We start from the raw sequence: 21,516 nt of genomic DNA, 5'->3' as shown, positions 1-21,516 counted from the left end.
CGCTGGCGCGAGTCTTTATGACGAGCTCTTCAGAGCGGTACGTAACACTTCCCTCGCAATCGGTGCGGCGACGGTGGCGCCGTAGCCGGCATTCTCAACAACGATGGCAACGACGATTCGCGGATTCTCTGCCGGCGCGAAACAGACGAACCACGAGTGTGCGGCGCCCAGCGGGTTGGTAGCGGTTCCTGTTTTTCCCGCGACGGTGACGCCCGGCAGTTGCGCCGTCGTGCCCGTTCCGCGCTGCACCACGGCTATCATCATGTTCTTCACATTCGCCGCCGTATCCGCCGATATGGGATTGGCGAGCTCGGCCGCGCCGTAACTGCTTGCCCCGCCCCCTTGGCGGACGACCTGACGGACGAGATACGGACGCGGCTCGGAACCGCCGTCGGCAATGGTGGCGGCCAGCAGCGCCATTCGCAGCGGTGTCATCAAGAGAGCGCCTTGGCCGAAACCCATCTGCGCGAGCTCACCGGGCACGACCGAGCTTTGCGGGGGAACACGGTCGGCGTTGGCGGGCAGTTGAAAATCCAACGAGTCGGCGATGCCCCAGCGGCTGATGTACCGATAGAACTCGTCGGTTCCCAGCTTCAATGCGATCTGTCCGAAGTCAACGTTGCTGGAGAGTGCGAACGCGCCGGTCAAATCCTGGGTGCCGGTGGCCTCGAATTCGTTGTCGTGCAGAGTGAAGTTTCCGATCGTATAGTAGCCCGGGTCGACAAAGGTCGACTGCATCGTTACCGTTCCCGAATCGAGCGCGGCCGAAGCGGTGAATATTTTGAATGTAGAGCCGGGCGGATACAAGCCGTCGATGGCGCGGTTGAGCAGCGGGCTGCGTTCGTCACGCAGCAGCGATGCAAACTCAGTCGCCAATTGGTTTGGGTCGAAGCTCGGGACGCTGGCAAGCGCGAGCACTGCGCCCGTGCGCGGATCGAGCACGACGCCGGCCGCGCGCGAGTGCAGCGCGAGTCTTGAATAGAGTGCGTTCTGCACGGCCGGCACAATGGTCGTGACGACGTCCGCGCCCCGCGCGGCCGCACCGCGGCCCGTGAAAGCCTCCACGATTTCCGAGAATTGCGCCGAGACGTCGCCGGTCGTGTCGGGCGGCGTCAGCGCTAAGTCATACGCGTCTTCGAGCCCGCTCGTGCCGTATCGAATCGAAACGTATCCGACGGTCTGCGCGAGCGATGCACCGTAGGGATAGCGGCGCTCTCCCTTGACCGTTTGCGCCAGCACGGTTCCGTCGCCGGCGAGAATGCGTCCGCGGCGAATCGCCAGCAACGCGTGGCGCGGATTGTAGGGTCGTGCCGCTGTGCGCGGCCCCTCAACCAGTTGCACGTAAGCCTGCCGCACCGCCAGAATCACGAAGAGGAACGCAAAGAGTGCGCTGAGTTTTGCGGCGGTGTTCGGTTTCAGGATGCCACCCGGGTTTGCAGCAGCCGGTATTCTTGCAGCGATCGTGGCGGACCGGCGCTGCTCTCCAGCGCTTCCGCGAGGGCGCGGGCCGTGTCGAGGCTCGTCAGGCAAGCGATATTTGCCTCCACGGCCGCGCGGCGGATTTTGTACCCGTCCGATATCTCGCGCGAACCCTGCGCATCGTTGATCACGAGATCTACCGCGCGCTGGCGGATGAGATCCAGGACGTGCGGCGATCCGTCGGCGATCTTGTTTACCTGTTCGCACGCGATGCCGGCTCCTTCGAGGTGCTCGCGCGTTCCGGGAGTGGCCACGAAACGGTGGCCGAGCGCCGCATATCTGCGCATGACGGGAATGGCTTCTTCTTTCTCTTCATCCGCAATCGAAACGAGAATTCTTCCGCCTCCGCCCGGCAGCCTGATGCCGGCCGCGACAAACCCTTTGCGCAGTGCGCCCGCAAAGGTTTCGTCGATGCCCAGCACCTCGCCGGTGGATTTCATCTCCGGTCCGAGAATCGTTTCGACGCCGCGCATCTTCGCGAACGAAAAGACCGGAATCTTGACAACCACAAATGGCGCGCGCTGCGCCAGACCCGTTCCGTAGGGCATCTCGCGCAGCGTTTCACCGAGCGCTATGCGGGTGGCCGCGGCGACGATGTTGATGCCGGTTGCCTTTTGAATGATGGGCACCGTCCGGCTGGCGCGCGGATTCGCTTCGATGATGTAGAGTTCGCCCTCGTGGATCACAAACTGAATGTTGATGAGACCACGTATCTGCAACTCGCGGGCGATGGCGGTCGTGACTTCAACGATCCGCGTCTCCATCGCCGCGTCGATTGAAACCGGCGGGTAAACGCTGATCGAATCGCCCGAATGGATGCCGGCCCGCTCGATGTGTTCGAAGATTCCGGGGATCAAAATATCGGCGCCGTCAAAAACGGCGTCTACCTCAACTTCCAATCCGCGCAGATATTTGTCGACGAGCAGCGGTGCGTCGGCCGCGATTGGGGGCGCCGACTCTACGTACGACGCGAGCTGTCCCTCGTTGTACACGACCTCCATGCCGCGGCCGCCCAGCACGTACGACGGGCGCACCAAGACGGGAAAGCCGAGCTGGCGCGCGATAGTACGAGCTTGGCGAAACGAACGGGCCGCCTTTCCTTCCGGGCGCGCGACGCCGATCCGGTGCAGCGCCGCATCGAACTTGGCTCTGTCCTCCGCCATATCCAAGCTTTTCCGGTCGCTGCCGACGAGGCGCACGCCGCGCCGCGTTAACTCGCGCGCAAGATTAATTGCCGTCTGCCCGCCGAACGAAAGCATCACGCCGCGCGCGCCCGTCGCGCGATACGCGGCTTCCACTTCATCGGGCCCCGGCGGCTCGAAGACCAGCACGTCGGAGATATCGAAGTCGGTGGAGACGGTTTCGGGATTGTTGTTGACGACCACCGAGGCACGGCCGGCAGCGTGCAGCGCCCAGGCGGCGTGCACGCACGAGTAATCAAATTCGATTCCCTGGCCTATCCGGATCGGACCGCTGCCTACTACGACAACGGCCTCGCGCGAAGGCCGGCGCATTTCGTCGCTCTCGCCGCGCGAGAGATAGTAATACGGCGACCGCGCCGGAAACTCGGCCGCGGCCGTATCCACCATGCGAAATGCAGCCTCGCCGCTATCTCCGTATCCGTTAGCGCGCGCGTCATCGCGGTCGCCCGGTTCGTCGCGGCTGCGCAAGCGTTCCTCGAGCGACACGAGATCGGCGACCTCATAAAGGAAGAACCGATCGATGCCGGAGAGTTCGCGTACCCGCTCGACTGCAGTGTCAACATCGGCTTTGGCGCGGCGGAGCATTTCGGCGACGGCAAAGAGGCGCTCGTGATTCGGCTTGGCGACGACAGTTTCCAGTTCGGCTTCGCTCCACTCGGCGAGGGCGGTCCCGGTGAGCGCTTCGCGTTTCAAATCTAAACCGCGCAGCGCTTTCATGAGCGCGGCGCCAAACGTCCGTCCAATCCCCATGGCTTCACCGGTGGATTTCATCTGTGTGCCAAGCGCCGTGTCGGCCAGCGGGAACTTGTCGAACGGCCAGCGCGGGATCTTCACCACGACGTAATCGAGCGTAGGTTCGTACGCGGCTTTGGTGACGCCCGTCACCGGATTCGGAATAACGTCGAGCGTTTGGCCCAAGGCGATCCGCGTGCTGATCTTGGCGATCGGGTAGCCGGTGGCTTTGCTTGCGAGTGCGGAGCTGCGCGAAACGCGCGGATTGACTTCGATGATGCGGTACTCGCTGCGTTCCGGATGCAGCGCGAACTGAATATTGCAGCCGCCTTGCACTTTCAACGCCCGAATGACGTTCAGGCTGGCGCTTCGCAGCATTTGGTATTCGACGTCGGAAAGCGTTTGCGAGGGCGCGACGACGATCGAATCCCCGGTGTGGACGCCAACCGGATCGAAGTTTTCCATGTTACAGACGACGATGCAGTTGTCGGCGCCGTCGCGGAGGATCTCGTACTCGATCTCTTTCCAGCCGAGCAGCGACGTCTCGACCAAGGCTTGATGAATGAGGCTGGCGTCCAAACCATTGGTCAGCGTTTCGCGCAGTTCCGACTCGGTATAGACGACGCCGCCGCCGGTTCCACCCAGGGTGTATGCCGGGCGCACCACAAGCGGATAGCCGAATTCTTGCGCAAAGGCTACGCCTTGCTCGACCTGCGTCACCACGCAGCTCTGCGGAACCGGCTCGCCAATCTCGATCATCTTGGCTTTGAAGAGTTCGCGATCTTCGGCCAGCCGGATCGTTTCGATTGGCGTGCCGAGCAACTCGACGCCGAATCTTTCCAGCACGCCGGCTTCGTGGAGTTCGACGGCGAGATTGAGTCCGGTCTGGCCGCCGAGCGTCGGCAGCAACGCATCCGGGCGCTCGCGTTCGACGATCGCTTCTATCGATGCAACGGTTAGCGGCTCGAGGTACACCGCGTCGGCTACCTCGGTGTCCGTCATGATTGTGGCCGGGTTCGAGTTGACAAGGACGACGCGGTGGCCTTCCTCGCGCAGCGCCCGGCACGCTTGCACGCCTGCATAGTCGAATTCCGCGGCTTGACCGATAACGATCGGCCCGGATCCGATGACCAGCACGTTGCGCACCGGAGAGTTTTTCACGGCTGCAGGCGCCTTTGCATCCAGGTGCTGCCGCTGCGGCAGAGTTCGACGCGATCGTGCAGCCGGTTCGATCGCCCTTGCCAAAACTCAAAGCGATCGGGACGCAGTAAGAACCCGCCCCAAGAATGCGGCCGCGGCACCGGGCCGCTTTCGAAACGCTGCGTGAAGTCTTCCAGGCGCTGCTCGAGGATCTGCCGGCTCTCCACCTCTTCGCTTTGCTCCGACGCCCAGGCGCTGAGCTGATGGCCGCGCGGGCGGCTTGCAAAATATGCGTCCGACTCCGGCTCCGGGAGCTGCTCGACGCGTCCTTCAACACCGACTTGCCGGTGAATCTCGGGCCAGAAAAAGACGACGGCGGCGTTCGGGTTGCGCGTCAGCTCGCGTCCCTTCCGGCTGAAGTAACTGGTGAAAAATATCAGCCCGCGCTCGTCGAGTCCGCGCAAGAGCACCATGCGCGCGCTAGGGCGGCAATCGTCGCCGGCAGTGCTCAAACACATCGCGTTGGCTTCGTGCGCTCCGGCCGCATGTGCGGCGTCAATCCATGCGCGTAGGTATTCTATCGGCTCACCGGGGATCGCGATCTCGGCCGGCACGTCGTAGCTGTGGCGCGTCGTCGAGATGTCCCAGCGGCTCATGCCGTTCGGGTTCGCCCAGAAACGAAAGCCGCCCCGCCCACGCCGAAGCAACCCAAGCTGCAGCGAGCATGAACAACCCCGCCAGCGCCGACAACTCTGCGAGGTCACTGGCTTGGCGCCGGCGTGTCGCGGCTTCCGCGATCCGTGCAAAGGCCCGGGCAAATTGTGCCGCCGAATCGACGCCCGCGAATGAGCCTCCGCTGGCGGCCGCATAGCTTCGCAAGATCCGCGCGGCGGAAGCATTTCCGCCGACGCCGATTGCGTATAGCCTAATATGCGCTCGCTGCAAATCGCGAATAACATGGGACGGATCTTCTCCCGCGTTGCTCACGCCGTCGGTGATCAGAACGATCGAGCGCGCACCCGACGCGGGCAGTATGTCGAAGGCAGCGCGGACCCCATCGCCTAGCGCAGTCTGCCCATTCGGCCCCGGCGCCGAACGCAGCGCCAGGTCAACTGCGTTGCGATCCGCGGTAGGCAGCGCGAGGACTTGCGCGGTCCCGGCAAACGAGACAGCCCCGATCTTCGTGCCGCTCGGAAGTCCGGCAGCGACTGCGCGCACGGCATGCAGCGCAGCAACTGCGCGCGTCGGCCACACGTCGGATGCCCGCATCGAACCTGACGTGTCCATGCAGATAGCGATCGCGGCGTCGTGCAGGGTCAGGGTTACCGGCAGCCGCGGCCCGGCGGCGGCCAACAACACCAATGCGATGCCCACCGAACGCGCTGCATCGAGAACAACCACCGGCCAGAACGAAGCTCGCAACGCCGTCGTCAAGAAGGCTAAGTCCGAATACACCAAGGCGATTCGCCGCCACGAGATCTCCGCGGAGCGCTGTGCGAGGTATGCCGACGGCAGAAATGCAAGCGCACATGCCGCAAGCAGCGGATGGCTGAAAGTCACGCTATGTCGAAAGCGCGCATGATGGCCGTTAGCGCGTCGCGCTCTTCCAAAACGCCGGCGCGGCAGCCGGCGGCTTGAAGAACTCTTGTAACCTGCGCTTCGCAGGCGAGTACCGCATCCCGGTAGCGAGCGCGCTCCTGCGGACCGATGTAGCACGCACGGGTTTGCGCAGTTTCGGCGTCAACGATCGTGACGAACCCGCGCAACGGGAGTTCCTCATGCCACGGGTCGCGTGCGATAAGTACGGTGCAGTCGAAGCGGTGCGCAACTGCGTGGAGCAGTGAACTCGAGAGCGTCCCGAGCGCATAAACATCGCTTACCGCCAGCAAGGCTGTAGCGGAAGGCAGGTGCTGCAGCGCCGCTTCCAGGGCGGCCGTTAGTGAAAGCTCGCCGGTCTGCGCGGCGTCGACCCAGCGGTCGTGCGGCGCTAGCAAGCCGCGCCAGAGTTGGAATGCTTCGAAAGCGCTCGCATAGAGCGTGCGGCGCCGCCCCACGTGCATGGACCCCGACCCATCGAGAACGGCGCTCCAGGTAAGGGACGCGTCGCGCTCCCGTTCGCGGGCGAAGAGCCTGCCGGTGCGAGCGGTTGTGCGCCAATCAATGTCGCGCGCGTCTTCGCCTGCGCAGTACGCTCGCGGCGCCGCCCAGTCGCCTTGTCGCGGCACGATGCCGCGTTTCCGCAACAGCGCGCGGCGTATCGCGTTCACGGCAAAGGCGCCGAGTCCACGAGCTCGCCGAGGCGCGATTCGTTCTCTTCACGCTTTAAAAGGAAGCCGCGCGCAAAGACAACGCGATGACGGAGCGCCGCGCCCGCGATGCCGCGGATGTCCGCAGGCACGACGAAGTTTCGCCCGGCCAGCATCGCCTTCGCGCGGCCGGCGCGCAACAGCGCAAGGCAGGCGCGCGGTCCGGCGCCCCGTTCCAACGCTTTGTTCCGGGTCGCGCAAACGAGATCCACAATGTAGCGCCTTATCGAAGGCGCGCAGTAGATCGTTTCCGCCACCCCGCGCCAGGCCCGCACTTGTTCGATACTGACAACGGGACGCGGCTGACGAGTTACCCCGGAACCAAAACGTTCCAGAATTTCGAGTTCTTCGCTCGCGTCCGGAAAATCGAGCAGCACTTTCAACAGAAACCGGTCGAGCTGCGCAGCGGGAAGGGGGAATATTCCGTCGGGATCCGTTTCATTCATGGTCGCAAGCACGACGAACGGATCGGGCAAGGCGTAGGTTTGACCTCCGAGGGTTACCTGACGTTCGTGGAGCGCTTCGAACAAAGCGGCCTGCGTCCGTGCGGGCGCGCGGTTTATCTCGTCGAGCAGTACGACATTCGCGAAGAGCGGGCCGAGGCGCGTGCGAAACGCGAGGTCGCGCGGGTCGAAGATCTCGCAGCCCAGGACGTCCGCCGGCATAAGATCCGCCGTACACTGTATTCGGGCGAAGCTGCCCTTCACTGACTCCACAAGCGTGCGGCACGCGAGCGTTTTGGCTAATCCCGGAGCCCCTTCGAGTAGAATGTGACCGCCAGCGATGAGCGAGATCATCAATGCTTCGATAACGGCGTGTTGGCCGACGAGAACGGCGCGCAATGCGTCGCGTAGTGAAGACACGTCCGGCATCGCGGGGCAGTCGAGTCCCGCCGGAGGATGAAAGGCCGCCTCAGTTGTTCGGCGCGCCGGGCGGACCGCGCGTTCTTCCTCCGAGGAGCTCGGCTCGATTTCAGCTCGTTTGCCGGGATGCAGGCGTGACGCTAACTTCACAGCCGCCAAAACGATAACCGCCAAAAGAAAAACGCGCCGCCCGATGAGCGCCGCGCAGATGAGCGTTCCGGTTACCGCGTTAGCGTCGGACGAGATCCTGAAGCCAATGCGCGAAAAGACCGCGCGCATCGAATGGTCCGGGCGAGGCTTCGGGATGGAATTGTACGGCTTCGACCGCGAGCTCGCGGTGTCTAAAGCCTTCGTTCGTACCGTCGTTGAGATTGACCAGCGTCTGTTCGAGATGATCCGGGAGAGAGGCGGCGTCGACGGCATATCCATGATTGTGCGCGGTTACGATGACGGCTCCGTGTTGCAGATTTTTGACCGGCTGATTGCCGCCGCGGTGCCCGTACGGCAATTTGAACGTCTTTGCGCCACATGCCAGCGCCAGGAGCTGGTGCCCCAGGCAGATCCCGTACATCGGACGTTTGCCGAGCAGCGCGTGCAAAGTTGCGATCGTTTCCGGCAGATCGGTCGGGTCGCCGGGTCCCGGAGAGATCAAAATTGCCTGCGGATCGTGCGCCATAATCTCCTCTTCCGAAGCATTGTAGGGCAGCACGGTGACCGTGGCGCCTAGACTGCCCAACTCGCGAACAATCGCGCGTTTCACTCCGCAGTCGATCAGCACGACACGCGGCCCGTCGCCGGATCCTTCAATCCGTTCGACGCGAGTTGCAACGCTCGGAACGAGTTCCTTGGTATTGGCGCCGCGCACGAAGTGGGCCAGCCGCTTCTCGGCCTCAGCGAGCGCGCTGTCACCCACCGCCAACGCCGCCCAAATCGTGCCGTGTTCGCGCAGCGTGATCGTGATCGCGCGCGTATCCGCATCGATCATCGACGGCACGTGCTGTTCGTTCAGCCAGGACGGCAGATCGACTTGCGACGCGTGGTGCGAAGGATGACGGGCGATGTGCTTTACAACCGCGCCGGCAACGCACGCGCGCGAATATTGAGCAGCCTCGCCCGATATGCCGTAATTTCCGATCATCGGGAAGGTGAAGGTCAAAATCTGTCCGGCGTATGACGGGTCGGTCAGCGCTTCTTCATATCCGGTCATTCCGGTATAGAAGACCGCCTCACCGAGCGCCAAGCCCTCGTGCTCCAATCCGTGCCCGTCGAACCGCGTGCCGTCCGCCAAAAAGAGCGCCGCGCGATTCATAATGCGGTCCTGGCGATCACGCGCGAGTCTTGCATGACGAGCGCTCCGCCGACGATCGTCGCGATCGCCCGGCGCGGGAGCGTCATGCCGGCGAAAGGTGTGCGCTTACCTTTTGAATGGAAGCTTGACGGTTCCACGACCCAGTCGCGATCGGCGAAGATGGTAAGGTCGGCAGGCGAGCCGATCTCGAGCGTTCCTCCGGGCACGCCCAAGATACGCGCCGGGTTCGTGGAGAGCAACTCCACATAACGCCGGATAGGAAGATCGCGCAACGCATACGCGTAAGCGCCCGCGGCAACTTCCAGTCCGCTGAATCCGGGCAAAGCGGAGTCAACGTGCGGCGCGTGATCGCTGGCGAGTACATCGATCGTCCCATTGCGTACCGCGTCGCGTAATGCGGCGACGTCAAGCTCGTCGCGCAGCGGCGGGTGCACTTTCGTACTGCCGGAGTGACCGGCAAGCGATTCTCGCGAGAAAACCAAATGATGCGGCGTTGCCTCGGCGGTGCAGGCGATTCCTAATTCCTTGCCGCCGGCGATCGCTTCGATGGCGCCGCGCGTCGAGACATGAGCGATATGCCATTTCAGTCCCGTAGCGCTCGCAATGGCAACGTCGCGTGCAACCGCCGACGACTCGGCCGCCGGATCGAACTCGTCGTTCGCTTTGATCGCCCCGTCTTCGCAATGGGTGATAAAGCATCGCCCGAACTCCCGCGCCCGCAGCGCTGCGCCCGTCTGCACGATCGCGCTGGCGATAGTGCTTCCGTCGTCGCTGAATGCGACGGCGCCCGCTGCGCTCAAGTCGCCGTACTCCGCGGGCTCGCGCCCCTCGCGTCCGCGCGTGATCGCCGCAATCGGATAGACCCGCGCCAAGTTCGCGCGGCCGGCTTCTTCTTTCAGCCATCGGATGAGGTCCGGCGTGTCCAGCGCCGGTTTTGTATTTGGCATCGCGGCGACCGCGGTAAATCCGCCGGCAACCGCGGCCGCAACTCCGGTAGCGATGGTCTCTTCCTCGGGATTCCCCGGCTCGCGCAGATGCACGTGCATGTCGATGAATCCCGGCGCGACGTATGCATTGCGCGCATCGAGCGTGTCTTCTTCCGGCAGCGGATCCAAACGCTCGCCGATCTCCGCCACGATGCCGTCGCGCAGACGGATGTCGAGAATCGCGTCGATCCGCATCGCGGGGTCGACGATCCGGCCGCCCGCAATCAGAATGTCAGGCCACCAACGCCGGGGCGCCGTTCACGAGAAAATCCAGCAGCGCCATGCGAACCGAAACGCCATGCATCACTTGTTTGGCGTAACGCCAGCCGGCGAAGTCCAGCACGCTGTCGTCCAATTCCATCCCGCGATGATACGGACCGGGGTGCATGACGATCGTCTCCCCGCCGAGGCGTTTCAAGCGGCGCGCATCGAGTTGGTAGCGCTCGATGTATTCCTTGTCGGAGAGAGGCATATTCTCAAAGCGCTCGCGTTGGATGCGCAGGAGCATGAGTGCATCGATCTCCGGCAGCACTGCATCCAGGTCGCGGGCGATCGTGACGTGCGGCTGCATGTAGTCATCGGGCAAAAATCCCGGCGGACCGACCAGGATTACCTGGGCGCCGAAACTGCGCAAGCCTGCGATATTGGAATGCGCCACCCGGCTGTGCAAAATATCACCGACGATCGCGACCCGGCGGCCTCGCAAATCACCAAACTCTTCGCGGATCGTGTAAATGTCCAGCAGCGCCTGCGTGGGATGCGCGTGCGTGCCGTCGCCGGCGTTGATTACGTGGCCGTCGAAAGCTAAAGCGACCCGGCGCGGATAGCCTTCTTCCTGATGCCGGATCACAAGGACACTGACGCCCATTGCCGCGAGCGTGATCGCGGTGTCTTCGATCGTCTCGCCCTTTTGCAGGCTCGACTCTTTGGGCCAAAGCGTGACGACAGTACCGCCGAGGCGCTGCTCCGCTAAAGCGAAGGACGTCATGGTGCGCGTGCTGTTTTCGAAGAACATGTTTACGCATGCCAAACCGTCGAGCAAGCGGCCGGGTTCGTCGCGCTCGAAATCCGCCGTGCGCTCGAAGATATATGTCATCTCCGAAGCCGTTAGATCATCGAGGTCGATTAAGCTACGTCTCGTCCGCAACGATGGTCACCTCATCGCTTTCCGAGGGCTCGCGTCCGAGACTCACGTTCACGCGCTCTTTGCGGCTCGTCGGGACGAACCGCCCGACGTAATCGGGCTGGACGGGCAATTCGCGCAAGCCGCGGTCGACAAGAACGCACAGGCGGACGGCGGCCGGCCTTCCTAAGTCCGTCACGGCGTCGAGCGCCGAACGCACGGTCCGGCCCGTATAGAGAACGTCGTCCACGATAACGACGGTCTTGCCGCCGAGGTCACCCGGGATCTGCGATTCCGGCAGCTCGTGCGAAACGTCATCGTCGCGATACAGATTGATGTTCAGGAAACCCAGTTGAGGCTTTTTCCCCGACGTCTGCTCGATGTGCGCGGCGATCCGTTGCGCCAGCGATTCCCCGCCGCGCCGGATACCGATGATGCAGAGCCGCGCCTGCGGCCCTTCGGGCTCGAGAATTTGGTGCGCGAGACGCGCGATAATCCGGTCGATCTCGGCCGCGCCGACGAGCACGCGCCGTTTTACTGTGGACGCGGTCACTGGGTGGCTCCCATTTCCGTCTGCATGGTTAAAACGCGCTCGAGATCCCTCTGGTAACCCGCTAATTTCTCGCGCTCCTTCGCCACTACCTCAGGCTTCGCATTTGCGACGAACCGCTGATCCGCCAGCTTGCCTTCCGAGCGTTCGATCTCGCTCCGCAGCCGTACGGCTTCCTTCTTATAGCGCTCGCTGAGGATGTGGCGGGGCGCTTGCGCCTCAACGGCTGTAAGCGCTTCAGCCAGCGACGCTCCCTTTTCGGGCGCGCCCGCGACGTCTGCGACGGCAAGCGTTGCCAACAGTGATGCAACCGCCGGCGGGACGTTAGCCGGCACGTCGATGGTGAGGCGTTCGCGTGGAGCGAGGGCCAACTCGGCTCGCAGATTGCGGACCTGTTCGACCTTGCGGCGCAGCGCTTCGAAGATCGTGGCGGAATCCGGATCCGACGGTATCTCGGCCAGATCCGGCCAGCTCGACGTAACGATCGTATCGCCGTCGTGTGGTAACGTGAGCCACACCTCTTCCGTAATGAACGGGGCGATGGGGTGGAGCAGCCGCACCGCGTGATTGAGCACGAATGAAAGAACGGCCGCACGGGTCTCGCGCGCGTTGGGATCTTTTGTGGCCTCCAAGTACCAATCGCAGAGCTCGTACCACACGAATGACCAGATCGTTTCCGCCGCGATACCGAAGTCGTAGCGGTCGAAAGCGGCGCTGACGTCCGCTGCGGTCTCACGCAGGCGCGTCAGAATCCACTTATCGGCGATCGTGAGCCGTTCGACGGGCGCCAACTGCATGGCGGGCGGCAGGCCTTCCGGGAGCGCCAGCACGTAGCGCAGCGCGTTCCAAATCTTGTTATTGAAATTGCGGGCTTCTTCGCAGCGCTTCTCGTTGAAGCGCACCTCTTGGCTCTCCAAGCGCAGTTGGCGCATCATGCCCATGCGAAATGCATCGGCGCCATATCGCTCGATCAAATCCAGCGGATCGATCACATTGCCGAGCGACTTGCTCATCTTGCGTCCCTGAGCGTCAAAAACAAGCGGCGCGACGAACACGTCTTTGAACGGAACCCGATCCATGAATTTGAGTCCCAGCATCACCATGCGCGCAACCCAGAGAAAGATGATCTCCCACCCGGTCAACAGCACTTGCGACGGATACCAGTGGTCGAGTTCGGGCGTCGTCTCCGGCCAGCCGAGAATCGAGAACGGCCAGAGCCCGCTCGAAAACCACGTGTCGAGCGTGTCCGGATCGCGCGTTAGCCGTTCTGTCTTATGCTGCTTGCGCGCTAATTCTCGCGCCTCTTCCTCCGTTTCCGCGACAACGACCGAGCCGTCATCTGTGTACCAAACCGGAAGTTGGTGACCCCACCATATCTGGCGCGAGATGTTCCAGTCGCGGATGTTCTCGAGCCACTGTTCGAAGGTGCGTCCGTAACGCTCCGGCACGAAGCGCACGCGTCCGTCGCGATAGGCCTGCAGCGCCGGTTCCGCCAGCGGCTTCATCTTCACGAACCACTGCAACGAAAGTAGCGGCTCGATGACTTCGCCGGTTCTGTCGCTGATTGCGATGGCGTAGCGATAAGGCTTTTCTTCGATGAGGAGCTTCTTCGCGCGGAGGTCGGCAACGATCGCCGCGCGTGCTTCCTCGCGGCTCATGCCCTCGTAGCGTCCGACGGGAACATCGGCGCCGCTGATCCGTGCGTCCAGATCGAGCACCGCCGGCATAGGCAAGTCGTGGCGAAGACCGATCTCGTAGTCCGTGGCGTCGTGCGCGGGCGTTACCTTAACCGCACCTGTTCCGAACTCCGGGTCGACGCTTTCGTCCGCAAGAATTGGTATGCTGCGTTCCAGCAGCGGCGGAACGAGCACCGACTTCCCTACGAGATGCGCGTAACGCCCGTCTTTCGGATGAACCGCAATTGCGACGTCGCCGAGCATCGTCTCCGGCCGCGTCGTCGCAACCTCAATCCCATTGTCATGGTGAGGTCCGTTGTCATCGTGAGGAATCGAACGACCCTGAGCGGAGTCGAAGGGATACCTGATCTGCCACAGCGTTCCATCGCGTTCTTCGTGCTCGACTTCGGCATCGGAGATCGTCGAGCGCGCCTTCGGATCCCAGTTGACTAAGCGTTTGCCGCGATAGATCAGCCCGTCGCGATATAATGCGACGAAAACTTTGCGCACTGCCGCCGATAGCGTTTCGTCCATCGTAAACCGGCTGCGCTGCCAATCCGGCCCGAAACCCAGACGGCGAAACTGTTCGAAGATCGTGCCGCCGGTCTCGCGCGACCACTCCCACGCGATCTCGAGATACTTCTCGCGCCCCAGCGACTCGCGTGACTTCCCCTCGGAAGCGAGTTGCCGGACAAGCACAGCTTCCGTCGCGATCGCGGCGTGGTCCGTACCGGGCAACCAGTCGGCATTCTCGCCGAGCATGCGATGATAGCGCGTCAGCACGTCCATCGGCGTATAAGTCGAGCCGTGCCCTAAATGCGCGCGCGCCGTCACGTTCGGCGGCGGCATACAGATGATGAAAGGCGGACGCGACGGATCGGGCTCCTCGTGAAAGTAGCCCGCGTCTTCCCAACGCTTATAGAGCCGCGACTCTACAGCTTTGGGATCGTAGTTCTTTGGAAGCTCGGCCACGGTCGCTCTGCGTTCCGTGCTCGACTAGCGCGCCCCTCGGCGCCCCTCGTCACGCGCGCATGCTGCGCGCTGCTCGGGGATGGTTCGGCAGGCTCACCATGACACAATGGCTCAGGATGACAAAGCTGCGACCTCGGCGTGCCCCTCGGTTATGTCGAGCCGTTCGAGCAATCCTGAAAGATGTTCGGCCACGTCGCCGGCCGCCATAGAGTTGGATTCCCATTCGGCCGATTTCTTTTCGAAGATGCTTACCGAGGTGAAGATGCCGTCACCGTCGTCGAAGCAGTGGTACGAAACGAAGCCGGGCAGCTTCGAAATCATTGGCAAGAAGACTTCGCGTGCGTGCTTATAGATGCGGTCTTTGGATGCCATATCGCCGCGGTAGCGGCGGACCGTTACGTACATCGAGCAGCCTTTCTGTTAGGCGGGCATGTCCTTTTGACGCTCGCTGTAGATGAGCGTCGGCGCTTCCTTCTTCTCGATGACTTCTTTGTTGACGACGCATTTCTTCACGCCGGTCATCGAAGGCAGGTCGTACATGACGTCGAGCATCGTCTCTTCGAGGATAGAGCGCAGTCCGCGCGCACCGGTCTTACGGGTTTGAGCCTTGGCGGCAATCGCAATCAACGCTTCTTTGGTGAAGGTCAGCTCGACGCCGTCCAGGCCCATGATCTTTTGGAACTGGCGCACGAGCGCATTGCGCGGCTCGACGAGAATGCGGCGCAGCGCCAGCTCGTCGAGCGCGTCGAGCGTAACGACGATCGGCAGGCGCCCGATGAACTCCGGGATGAGGCCGAACTTCAGCAAGTCCTCCGGCATGAGCTGCTGCAGCAGTTTGCCGACGTGGAGGTCGCGTTTGCCCTCGGGCTGCGCGCGGAAGCCCATGTTGTTGTTCGCAACGCGCGACTCGATGATCCGCTCGAGGCCGTCGAAGGCGCCGCCGCAGATGAACAGCACGTTGGTCGTGTCGATCTGGATGAACTCTTGGTGCGGATGCTTGCGGCCGCCCTGGGGCGGAACGTTGGCGGTCGTGCCTTCCAAAATCTTGAGCAGCGCCTGCTGCACGCCTTCGCCGGAGACGTCGCGCGTTATCGACGGATTCTCGCTCTTGCGCGCGATCTTGTCGATCTCGTCGATATAGACGATGCCCTTCTCAGCGCGCTTCACGTCGTAGTCCGCCGCTTGGATCAGTTTGAGCAGAATGTTCTCGACGTCTTCGCCGACGTAACCGGCTTCCGTGAGCGAGGTCGCGTCGGCCATCGCCAGCGGTACGTCGAGGATCTTGGCCAGCGTCTGCGCCAGGTACGTTTTGCCGGAACCCGTCGGGCCAACCAAAAGAATGTTGGATTTCTGCAGCTCGACGTCGTCCGCCGTGCCGCCCATATTGACGCGCTTGTAATGGTTGTAGACCGCGACCGCCAGAGACTTCTTGGCTCGCTCTTGCCCGATCACGTACTGGTTGAGGATGTGGTTGATCTCTTTGGGCTTCGGAATGTTGCGGAGACGCAGATTCTCGTCGACGTTCTTGTAGAGCTCTTCCTCAATGATCTCATTGCAGAGCTCGATACACTCGTCGCAGATGTAGACGCCGGGGCCGGCGATCAATTTGCGCACCTGCTCCTGCGATTTACCGCAGAAACTGCACTTGAGCTGCCCCTTCTCGTCCCCGAACCGAAACATTCTTCCCCTTAAGCCGGCGTTGCCAGCGACGAGCGGTTCTCGATGATCGAGTCTATGATGCCGTAGTCCTTGGCCTCGTGCGGCGTCATATAGTAATCGCGCTCGATATCCTTAAGAATCTGCTCGACATCTTTCTTGGTGGTCTCCTCGTAGATTCCCGCCAGCATGCGCCGGGTGGCGATGAGGTCCCGGGCGTGAATCTCGATATCCGTGGCCTGCCCGCCCACCTGCGAGACCCAGGGCTGGTGGATGAGAATCTTGGAGTGGGGCAGCGACATACGCTTTCCTTGCGCGCCGCCGGTCAACAAGATGGAGCCCATGGAGGCGGCCATCCCGGAGCAGATTGTCGCAACATCGGGCTTGATAAAGCGCATCGTATCGTAAATCGCAAGCCCGGCAGTGACGCTGCCGCCCGGGCTATTGATATACATATCGATGTCCTTGTCGGGGTCTTCTTTTTCCAGGAAGAGCAGCTGCGCGATCACCAGGTTGGCCAAATGATCGTCAACCGGCCCGCCGACAAAAACTATGCGATCTTTTAACAGTCGCGAATAGATATCGAATGCGCGCTCTCCCCGCGCGCTCTGCTCGACGACCATGGGGACCAGGTGAGCCATTATCATATGACTCTCAACTACGACGTAGCGCCCGCGGTTGCTTCCTCTATCTCGGCATGCTCGACCAAAAACTCGACGGTCTTGGTCCTGACGATACCTTCCATTAAAGGAAGGACGTTGTTCCCGAGCGCCTGACGGACCCGGTCCACCGGCTGCCCATACTGCCGGGCAAGGGACTGCAACTCGTCCTTGATGTCGGCCGGCGTTGCCGTCACGTTCTCGGCCTTACTGATTGCCTCGAGTACCAAGGTTGCCTTCACCCTGCGTTCGGCCTCGGGCCGGTAGCCCGCTCGCAGCTCCTCTTCGGTTTTTTTCGCGGTCTTCAAATAATCTTCAAACGAAATGCCCATGCGCGCCGCCATCGACGCCGCGTCGCCAAGCATGTTTTCGACCTCACGCTCCACCAGGATATCCGGCAACGGGAAATCGTGAAGTTTAAGAATTTCCTCGACGGCTTGATTGCCGAGATCGCGGCGTGCGCGTGCTTCGGCAACGGCTTCAAGGCGCTTGCGGACGTCCGCCCGCAATTCTTCGAGCGTTTGATGCTCTGAGACGGCCTTGGCGAATTCGTCGTCGTGTGCCGGCAGTTCGAACTCTTTGACTTCGTGTAAGGTGATCGTGAACGCCGCGGTCTTGCCAGCCAAATCCGGCTGTTGATATTTCTCCGGAAAGGTTGCTTCGATCTCTTTGGTCTCGCCCGACTTCATTCCGGCGATTCCCGTTGCGAAGCCCGGGATGAAACGCCCCTCGATTAACTCCGTTGTCTGTCCCTTGGCCGCGCCGCCGTCAAACGCGACGCCGTCAACTTTTCCTTCATAATCGATCGTGACGACGTCGCCCAAGCGGGCCTCGCGTTCCGCGGGAACAAGCGTCGCGCGCTCGCGAGCCAATGTTTGGAGACTGTGTTCAACCTCTTCGTCGGTTACCGGCGTCAGCGTGCGCTTGAGTTGGAGTTTCTTATATTGCCCGAGCTCGATGTGCGGGCGAACCTCGACGACCGCCTTGAGTTTTGGCGGCGCACCCTTCTCGCCGGGCAAGAGTTCCATGCGCGGGCGATCCACCGGTTCGAGATCGTGCTCGCGCACCGCTTTGGCGTAGACGGCGGGAACGACATCTTCCATCGCTTCGTGCGAAATGGTTTCCGTACCGTACGCTTGCTCGAAGATTTTGCGCGGAGCTTTGCCCGGACGGAAGCCCGGCAGCTTTGCCTTCTTTACCAGTCGCCGGAACGCGCGATCTTCAGCATCGCGCATCTCTTCGGGCGAGATGGCGATCGAAAGTTCGACTTGCGTCGGAGAGAGTTTCGTCAGTGTGGAGTCTGTCATAATGAATTAGCGGAAGACGAGATTCGAACTCGCGACCCTCGCCTTGGCAAGGCGATGCTCTACCACTGAGCTACTTCCGCGCGACCCGCCCTATTCTTAACCACCCGACAGCACGCCTCTCTGTTTAATATCTAGCGAGGGTTTATGGGTGTCGCCCGAACGATTAACCGAGCCAAAAAGTGAGGGCGACACCCATAACCCTCGCGTCCTGGGCAGGCAGAGACTCGAACTCTGACGGGTTGCCCCACTGGATCCTAAATCCAGCGCGTCTACCAATTCCGCCACATGCCCTGGCCGCGGCTATTCTACCACTAGTTCGAGGCGATGCCTGCGGTTCAGCCGAAAACCTAGGTATGAACGAGGTTCTCGGGCGTGTTTTAACGGTCGACGGTTCGCAGATCATGGCGAGCCTGGAGAGCGATGGGAATGGGCTGAGCTCCGTCCGTGTGGGCGCGATGGTCAGCATAACCGGTCCGGTCGGAGAGGTTGTCGGGACGATCTCTGCCGTTAGGCTCGAACCCGCCTCACCGTCGGGCCGCGTTATCGTCGTCGACCTCTTGGGCGAAATATTTCACGCCGAGTACGGCGGCTCGCACTTCTTGCGTGGCGTATCGAACCACCCGGCCCCGGGTACGCCGGTCATTTGCGCCAGTAATGCCGATCTCGCGACCGTCTACGTTCCATCGTCGCGATCGAGTATCCAAGTCGGTACGCTCTACAATGATTCAACGCAGCCTGCGTTTTTGATGGTCAACGAATTGCTGACAAAGCACTTCGCTCTGCTCGGCGCTACCGGCGCGGGGAAGTCCTGTGCGCTGACGCTGATCCTGTCGTCGATGCTCGATAAACATCCGAATGCGCACGTCATTCTGCTCGATCCGCACAATGAGTATCCGCCCGCCTTCGCCGATCTTGCCGAAACGGTGAACGTCGACAATCTGCAATTGCCGTTCTGGTTGTTCGATTTCGAGGAGGCCTGCCGCGTATTGATCCGCGGCGGCACGATGCAAGAACAAGAGTCGCAGGCGATGATCCTCAAAGAAGCTATTACTGCGGCGCGTAGCGAGTATGCGGGCGACGTCTCATTTCCGATAACGGTCGACACGCCGGTTCCGTACCTGACCTCCGACCTGATGAATTTCCTGAATCAGCACATGGGCAAGCTCGACAAGCCCGACAGTGCGGCGCCGTACATGCGTCTTAAAGCGCGTTTCGAATCGCTGCGGAGCGACCCGCGCTTCAAGTTCATGTTCACTGATGTGTTTGGTGCGCCCGACAGGCTTTCTGAAGTCGTTGGACGCCTGCTGCGCATTCCCGTCAGCGGAAAGCCGCTCACCATCGTGGACTTGTCCGGCGTTCCGACCGAGATTGCGGACGTGGTCGTCTCCCTTTTGTGCCGTTTACTCTTCGATTTTGCGGTTTGGTCGGAGCGCGATCGCATGCCGCCCGTTCTCCTGGTGTGCGAAGAGGCGCACCGGTACGTTCCGGAAGACGCGAGCGTTGGTTTCGCGGCGACCGCCCGAGCGATAACGAGGCTCGCGAAAGAGGGCCGAAAATACGGCGTGTCGCTTGCGCTCATCTCGCAACGCCCTTCGGAACTCTCGGCCGCCGCGCTCTCCCAGTGCGGCACGTTGTTCGCGATGCGCATGGGCAACGAGCTCGATCAAGAGTTTGTAGCTAAGGTGATACCGTACGCGGCGCGCGCGATGCTCACGGCATTGCCCGGGCTGCCGACCCAGCAAGCCATTGTTTCAGGCGAGGGCGTGCCCCTGACGATGCGCATTCGATTCGCCGATCTGCCGGAGAACCGGCGTCCGCGCAGCCAAGGCGCCGAATTCTCCGATGCGTGGCAGCGGGATTCCGAAGGCGAAGAGTTTCGCGACGAGGCTGTCTGGCGCTGGCGTCAGCAAAGTAAGCGCTCGGAGCTCGCGCACTAGAAGTACTTTTCGGCGAGCGCCTCGGGCGTCATCGGCTTGGCAAAAAAGAACCCTTGCCCATAGCGGCAGCCGGCGTTGCGGATCGCGTCGCACTGTTGCTGCGTTTCGATCCCTTCAGCCACCACTTTCACGCCGAAACCGTCGGCCAGCGTCATCAGCGCGCGGACGATTGGTTCGCTCGCGACGTCGCCGTTCGATCCTGAAACAAACGAGCGATCGATCTTCATCGCATCGATCTTGAACTTTTGCAGGTAATGCAATGACGAGTAGCCGGTACCAAAATCGTCGATGCAGATTCCGAAGCCTTGCTGCCGCAAGCTTTCCACAAGGCGTGTCGCCCGGTCGCCCGTGGTTAACACGATGTTTTCGGTAATTTCAAGCGTCAGCTGCAAAGGTTCGATGCCGAACTCACGCGTTACCGTGACTAAGCTCCGCTCGAACTCCGCCTCAAGCAAGTCCGGCCAAGCCACATTGATATTCATCCGGACCTTGAGGTTGTGTTCGTCCTTCCACGCGGCCAACTGACGGCACGCCAAGCGCGAAACCGCGCGGCCAATCTCCGTCGACAGGCCGATCTCGTCGGCTAACGGGATGAACTCCGCCGGCGGCAACAAGCCTTGCGTCGGGTGGTTCCAGCGAAGGAGGGCCTCGCAGCCGGTAATGTTGCCGTTTTCCAGATCCACGATCGGCTGGTAAACGAGAAAGAACTCGCCGCGCTCCAGCCCGCCGCGCAAATCGGTAGAGAGCTGCAGATGTTTTTGTGCGCGCGCCTGCATCTGGGAGTCAAAGATGGCCGTCCGGCTTCCGCCGCTGGCCTTGGCGTATCGCACGGCGATCTGAGCGTCGCGCATAAGGTCCTCGGCCCGCTGATGCAATGCCGAACTTTCGGCGATGCCGATGCTGGCGGAAACATAGAGCGTGCGGAAACCGGCCGTCATCGGCAAGGCCAGTGCACTAAACAACCGGCGTGCCGTGACCTCCAGGTGTTCCAGTTCTTTCAGCGAGTGCACGAGAATTGCAAATTGGTCAGTCCCGATGCGAGCCACTACTTCGTGCGGGCCTACGGCGCTGGCCAGGCGGTGTCCGACCTGAGTGATTACAAAATCGCCGGCATCGTGTCCGAAGCCCTCGTTGATCTCGCGGAAATGGTCGATGTCCACCAGGAGCACGGCGAAGGATGCAGCCTCCGTATCCGGCGTTTCTGCGCGCTGCTCGCGCAACTTCGATTCGAACAGCAGGCGATTCGGCAGTCCGGTAAGCGGGTCGTGCGTCATCTCGTGTAGCATCCGCCGCTCGTTTTGCTTTAGTGCGGTAATGTCGCGGAACATGCAGATCGCAAATTCTGGTTCCGCGTTGTCATCTTTGACGACGGAAACGGTGCATTGCGTCCACGATTCCTGGCCGCCCGTAAGGGCGTGCTGCTCGAATTCGAAGGAGCCCAGCTCACCGCGGAACATTGCGCCAAATTCCGACTCATGATCAGAGAACAATGTCGCGGAGTTTTGCGCGTATACGTCCCGGAAGGCGGCATTTGCATCGAGGATGGTGCCGTCCGGCCCTAAAGAGGCGATGCCAAAAGAGACTTCGTCAAAGACAGTTCCGAGCTTGAGCCCTTTCAC

17 protein-coding genes and 2 tRNA genes are annotated in these 21,516 nt (G+C 61.8%); 1 reads left to right on the top strand and 18 read right to left on the bottom strand.

Features of this window, described 5'->3' with window-relative positions:
* Positions 1-15: 15 nt before the first annotated feature.
* The 17 genes from VFO29_05250 to VFO29_05170 all read right to left on the bottom strand — a co-directional run bounded on the left by VFO29_05250 (position 16) and on the right by VFO29_05170 (position 18,251).
* The gene (locus tag VFO29_05250) at positions 16-1,368 is read right to left on the bottom strand and encodes a penicillin-binding transpeptidase domain-containing protein (GenBank protein ID HET9392905.1); all 1,353 of its coding nucleotides are present in this window, start codon (positions 1,366-1,368) and stop codon (positions 16-18) included.
* Between the two features lie 47 nt (positions 1,369-1,415).
* On the bottom strand, positions 1,416-4,574 hold the full coding sequence (carB, locus tag VFO29_05245) for a carbamoyl-phosphate synthase large subunit (protein ID HET9392904.1): 3,159 nt from the start codon (positions 4,572-4,574) through the stop codon (positions 1,416-1,418).
* Positions 4,571-5,209 carry a pyridoxamine 5'-phosphate oxidase gene (gene pdxH / locus VFO29_05240; protein ID HET9392903.1) on the bottom strand — a complete coding sequence of 213 codons (639 nt, stop codon included), beginning with the start codon at positions 5,207-5,209 and terminating at the stop codon, positions 4,571-4,573. The genes carB and pdxH overlap by 4 nt, the downstream gene beginning before the upstream one ends.
* Positions 5,139-6,113 carry a vWA domain-containing protein gene (locus VFO29_05235; GenBank protein ID HET9392902.1) on the bottom strand — a complete coding sequence of 325 codons (975 nt, stop codon included), beginning with the start codon at positions 6,111-6,113 and terminating at the stop codon, positions 5,139-5,141. Before VFO29_05235 ends, pdxH begins: the two co-directional genes overlap by 71 nt.
* On the bottom strand, positions 6,110-6,820 hold the full coding sequence (locus tag VFO29_05230; GenBank protein ID HET9392901.1) for a DUF58 domain-containing protein: 711 nt from the start codon (positions 6,818-6,820) through the stop codon (positions 6,110-6,112). Before VFO29_05230 ends, VFO29_05235 begins: the two co-directional genes overlap by 4 nt.
* Positions 6,817-8,001 (bottom strand): AAA family ATPase, encoded by a 1,185-nt coding sequence (locus tag VFO29_05225; GenBank protein ID HET9392900.1) that lies wholly within the window; start codon positions 7,999-8,001, stop codon positions 6,817-6,819. Before VFO29_05225 ends, VFO29_05230 begins: the two co-directional genes overlap by 4 nt.
* Positions 7,952-9,031, bottom strand: a complete 1,080-nt coding sequence (gene carA / locus VFO29_05220) for a glutamine-hydrolyzing carbamoyl-phosphate synthase small subunit (protein HET9392899.1) — start codon at positions 9,029-9,031, stop codon at positions 7,952-7,954. Before carA ends, VFO29_05225 begins: the two co-directional genes overlap by 50 nt.
* Entirely contained in the window at positions 9,028-10,212 is a 1,185-nt protein-coding gene (locus VFO29_05215) for a dihydroorotase (protein HET9392898.1), read from the bottom strand. Before VFO29_05215 ends, carA begins: the two co-directional genes overlap by 4 nt.
* Positions 10,213-10,249: 37 nt before the next feature.
* Entirely contained in the window at positions 10,250-11,164 is a 915-nt protein-coding gene (locus tag VFO29_05210; protein ID HET9392897.1) for an aspartate carbamoyltransferase catalytic subunit, read from the bottom strand.
* Positions 11,148-11,693 (bottom strand): bifunctional pyr operon transcriptional regulator/uracil phosphoribosyltransferase PyrR, encoded by a 546-nt coding sequence (gene pyrR / locus VFO29_05205; GenBank protein ID HET9392896.1) that lies wholly within the window; start codon positions 11,691-11,693, stop codon positions 11,148-11,150. Before pyrR ends, VFO29_05210 begins: the two co-directional genes overlap by 17 nt.
* The gene (locus VFO29_05200) at positions 11,690-14,338 is read right to left on the bottom strand and encodes a valine--tRNA ligase (GenBank protein HET9392895.1); all 2,649 of its coding nucleotides are present in this window, start codon (positions 14,336-14,338) and stop codon (positions 11,690-11,692) included. Before VFO29_05200 ends, pyrR begins: the two co-directional genes overlap by 4 nt.
* A 111-nt stretch (positions 14,339-14,449) precedes the next feature.
* Complete coding sequence (locus VFO29_05195) at positions 14,450-14,743, bottom strand: hypothetical protein (protein HET9392894.1); 294 nt, start codon at positions 14,741-14,743, stop codon at positions 14,450-14,452.
* 15 nt (positions 14,744-14,758) lie between these two features.
* Positions 14,759-16,018, bottom strand: coding sequence for an ATP-dependent Clp protease ATP-binding subunit ClpX (gene clpX / locus VFO29_05190; protein HET9392893.1), 1,260 nt, complete (start codon positions 16,016-16,018; stop codon positions 14,759-14,761).
* An 8-nt stretch (positions 16,019-16,026) separates the two neighbouring features.
* Positions 16,027-16,635 carry an ATP-dependent Clp protease proteolytic subunit gene (locus VFO29_05185; GenBank protein HET9392892.1) on the bottom strand — a complete coding sequence of 203 codons (609 nt, stop codon included), beginning with the start codon at positions 16,633-16,635 and terminating at the stop codon, positions 16,027-16,029.
* Between the two features lie 17 nt (positions 16,636-16,652).
* Positions 16,653-17,960 (bottom strand): trigger factor, encoded by a 1,308-nt coding sequence (tig, locus tag VFO29_05180; protein ID HET9392891.1) that lies wholly within the window; start codon positions 17,958-17,960, stop codon positions 16,653-16,655.
* A gap of 8 nt (positions 17,961-17,968) precedes the next feature.
* A tRNA-Gly gene (locus VFO29_05175) sits at positions 17,969-18,040 on the bottom strand.
* A 129-nt stretch (positions 18,041-18,169) separates the two neighbouring features.
* A tRNA-Leu gene (locus VFO29_05170) sits at positions 18,170-18,251 on the bottom strand.
* A gap of 62 nt (positions 18,252-18,313) precedes the next feature.
* Between VFO29_05170 and VFO29_05165 the strand changes: the two genes are divergently transcribed.
* Entirely contained in the window at positions 18,314-19,897 is a 1,584-nt protein-coding gene (locus tag VFO29_05165) for an ATP-binding protein (GenBank protein HET9392890.1), read from the top strand.
* Here the strand turns inward: VFO29_05165 and VFO29_05160 are convergent.
* Complete coding sequence (locus VFO29_05160; GenBank protein HET9392889.1) at positions 19,894-21,516, bottom strand: EAL domain-containing protein; 1,623 nt, start codon at positions 21,514-21,516, stop codon at positions 19,894-19,896. The two genes, VFO29_05165 and VFO29_05160, sit on opposite strands and share 4 nt — an antisense overlap.

The sequence above is a fragment of the Candidatus Rubrimentiphilum sp. genome, assembly GCA_035710515.1.
Lineage (GTDB): Bacteria > Vulcanimicrobiota > Vulcanimicrobiia > Vulcanimicrobiales > Vulcanimicrobiaceae > Rubrimentiphilum.
Note: the sequence above shows the minus strand (reverse complement) of the source record. Positions and strands in the feature narration are given on the sequence as shown.

Excerpts from the sequence above, each read along its gene's own strand:
- clpX (HET9392893.1), bottom strand. The coding sequence starts at position 16,018 with ATGTTTCGGTTCGGGGACGAGAAGGGGCAGCTCAAGTGCAGTTTCTGC.
- VFO29_05165 (HET9392890.1), top strand. The coding sequence starts at position 18,314 with ATGAACGAGGTTCTCGGGCGTGTTTTAACGGTCGACGGTTCGCAGATC.
- VFO29_05185 (HET9392892.1), bottom strand. The coding sequence starts at position 16,635 with ATGGCTCACCTGGTCCCCATGGTCGTCGAGCAGAGCGCGCGGGGAGAG.
- VFO29_05215 (HET9392898.1), bottom strand. The coding sequence starts at position 10,212 with ATGCGGATCGACGCGATTCTCGACATCCGTCTGCGCGACGGCATCGTG.
- pdxH (HET9392903.1), bottom strand. The coding sequence starts at position 5,209 with ATGAGCCGCTGGGACATCTCGACGACGCGCCACAGCTACGACGTGCCG.
- tig (HET9392891.1), bottom strand. The coding sequence starts at position 17,960 with ATGACAGACTCCACACTGACGAAACTCTCTCCGACGCAAGTCGAACTT.
- VFO29_05195 (HET9392894.1), bottom strand. The coding sequence starts at position 14,743 with ATGTACGTAACGGTCCGCCGCTACCGCGGCGATATGGCATCCAAAGAC.
- VFO29_05225 (HET9392900.1), bottom strand. The coding sequence starts at position 8,001 with ATGCGCGCGGTCTTTTCGCGCATTGGCTTCAGGATCTCGTCCGACGCT.
- carA (HET9392899.1), bottom strand. The coding sequence starts at position 9,031 with ATGAATCGCGCGGCGCTCTTTTTGGCGGACGGCACGCGGTTCGACGGG.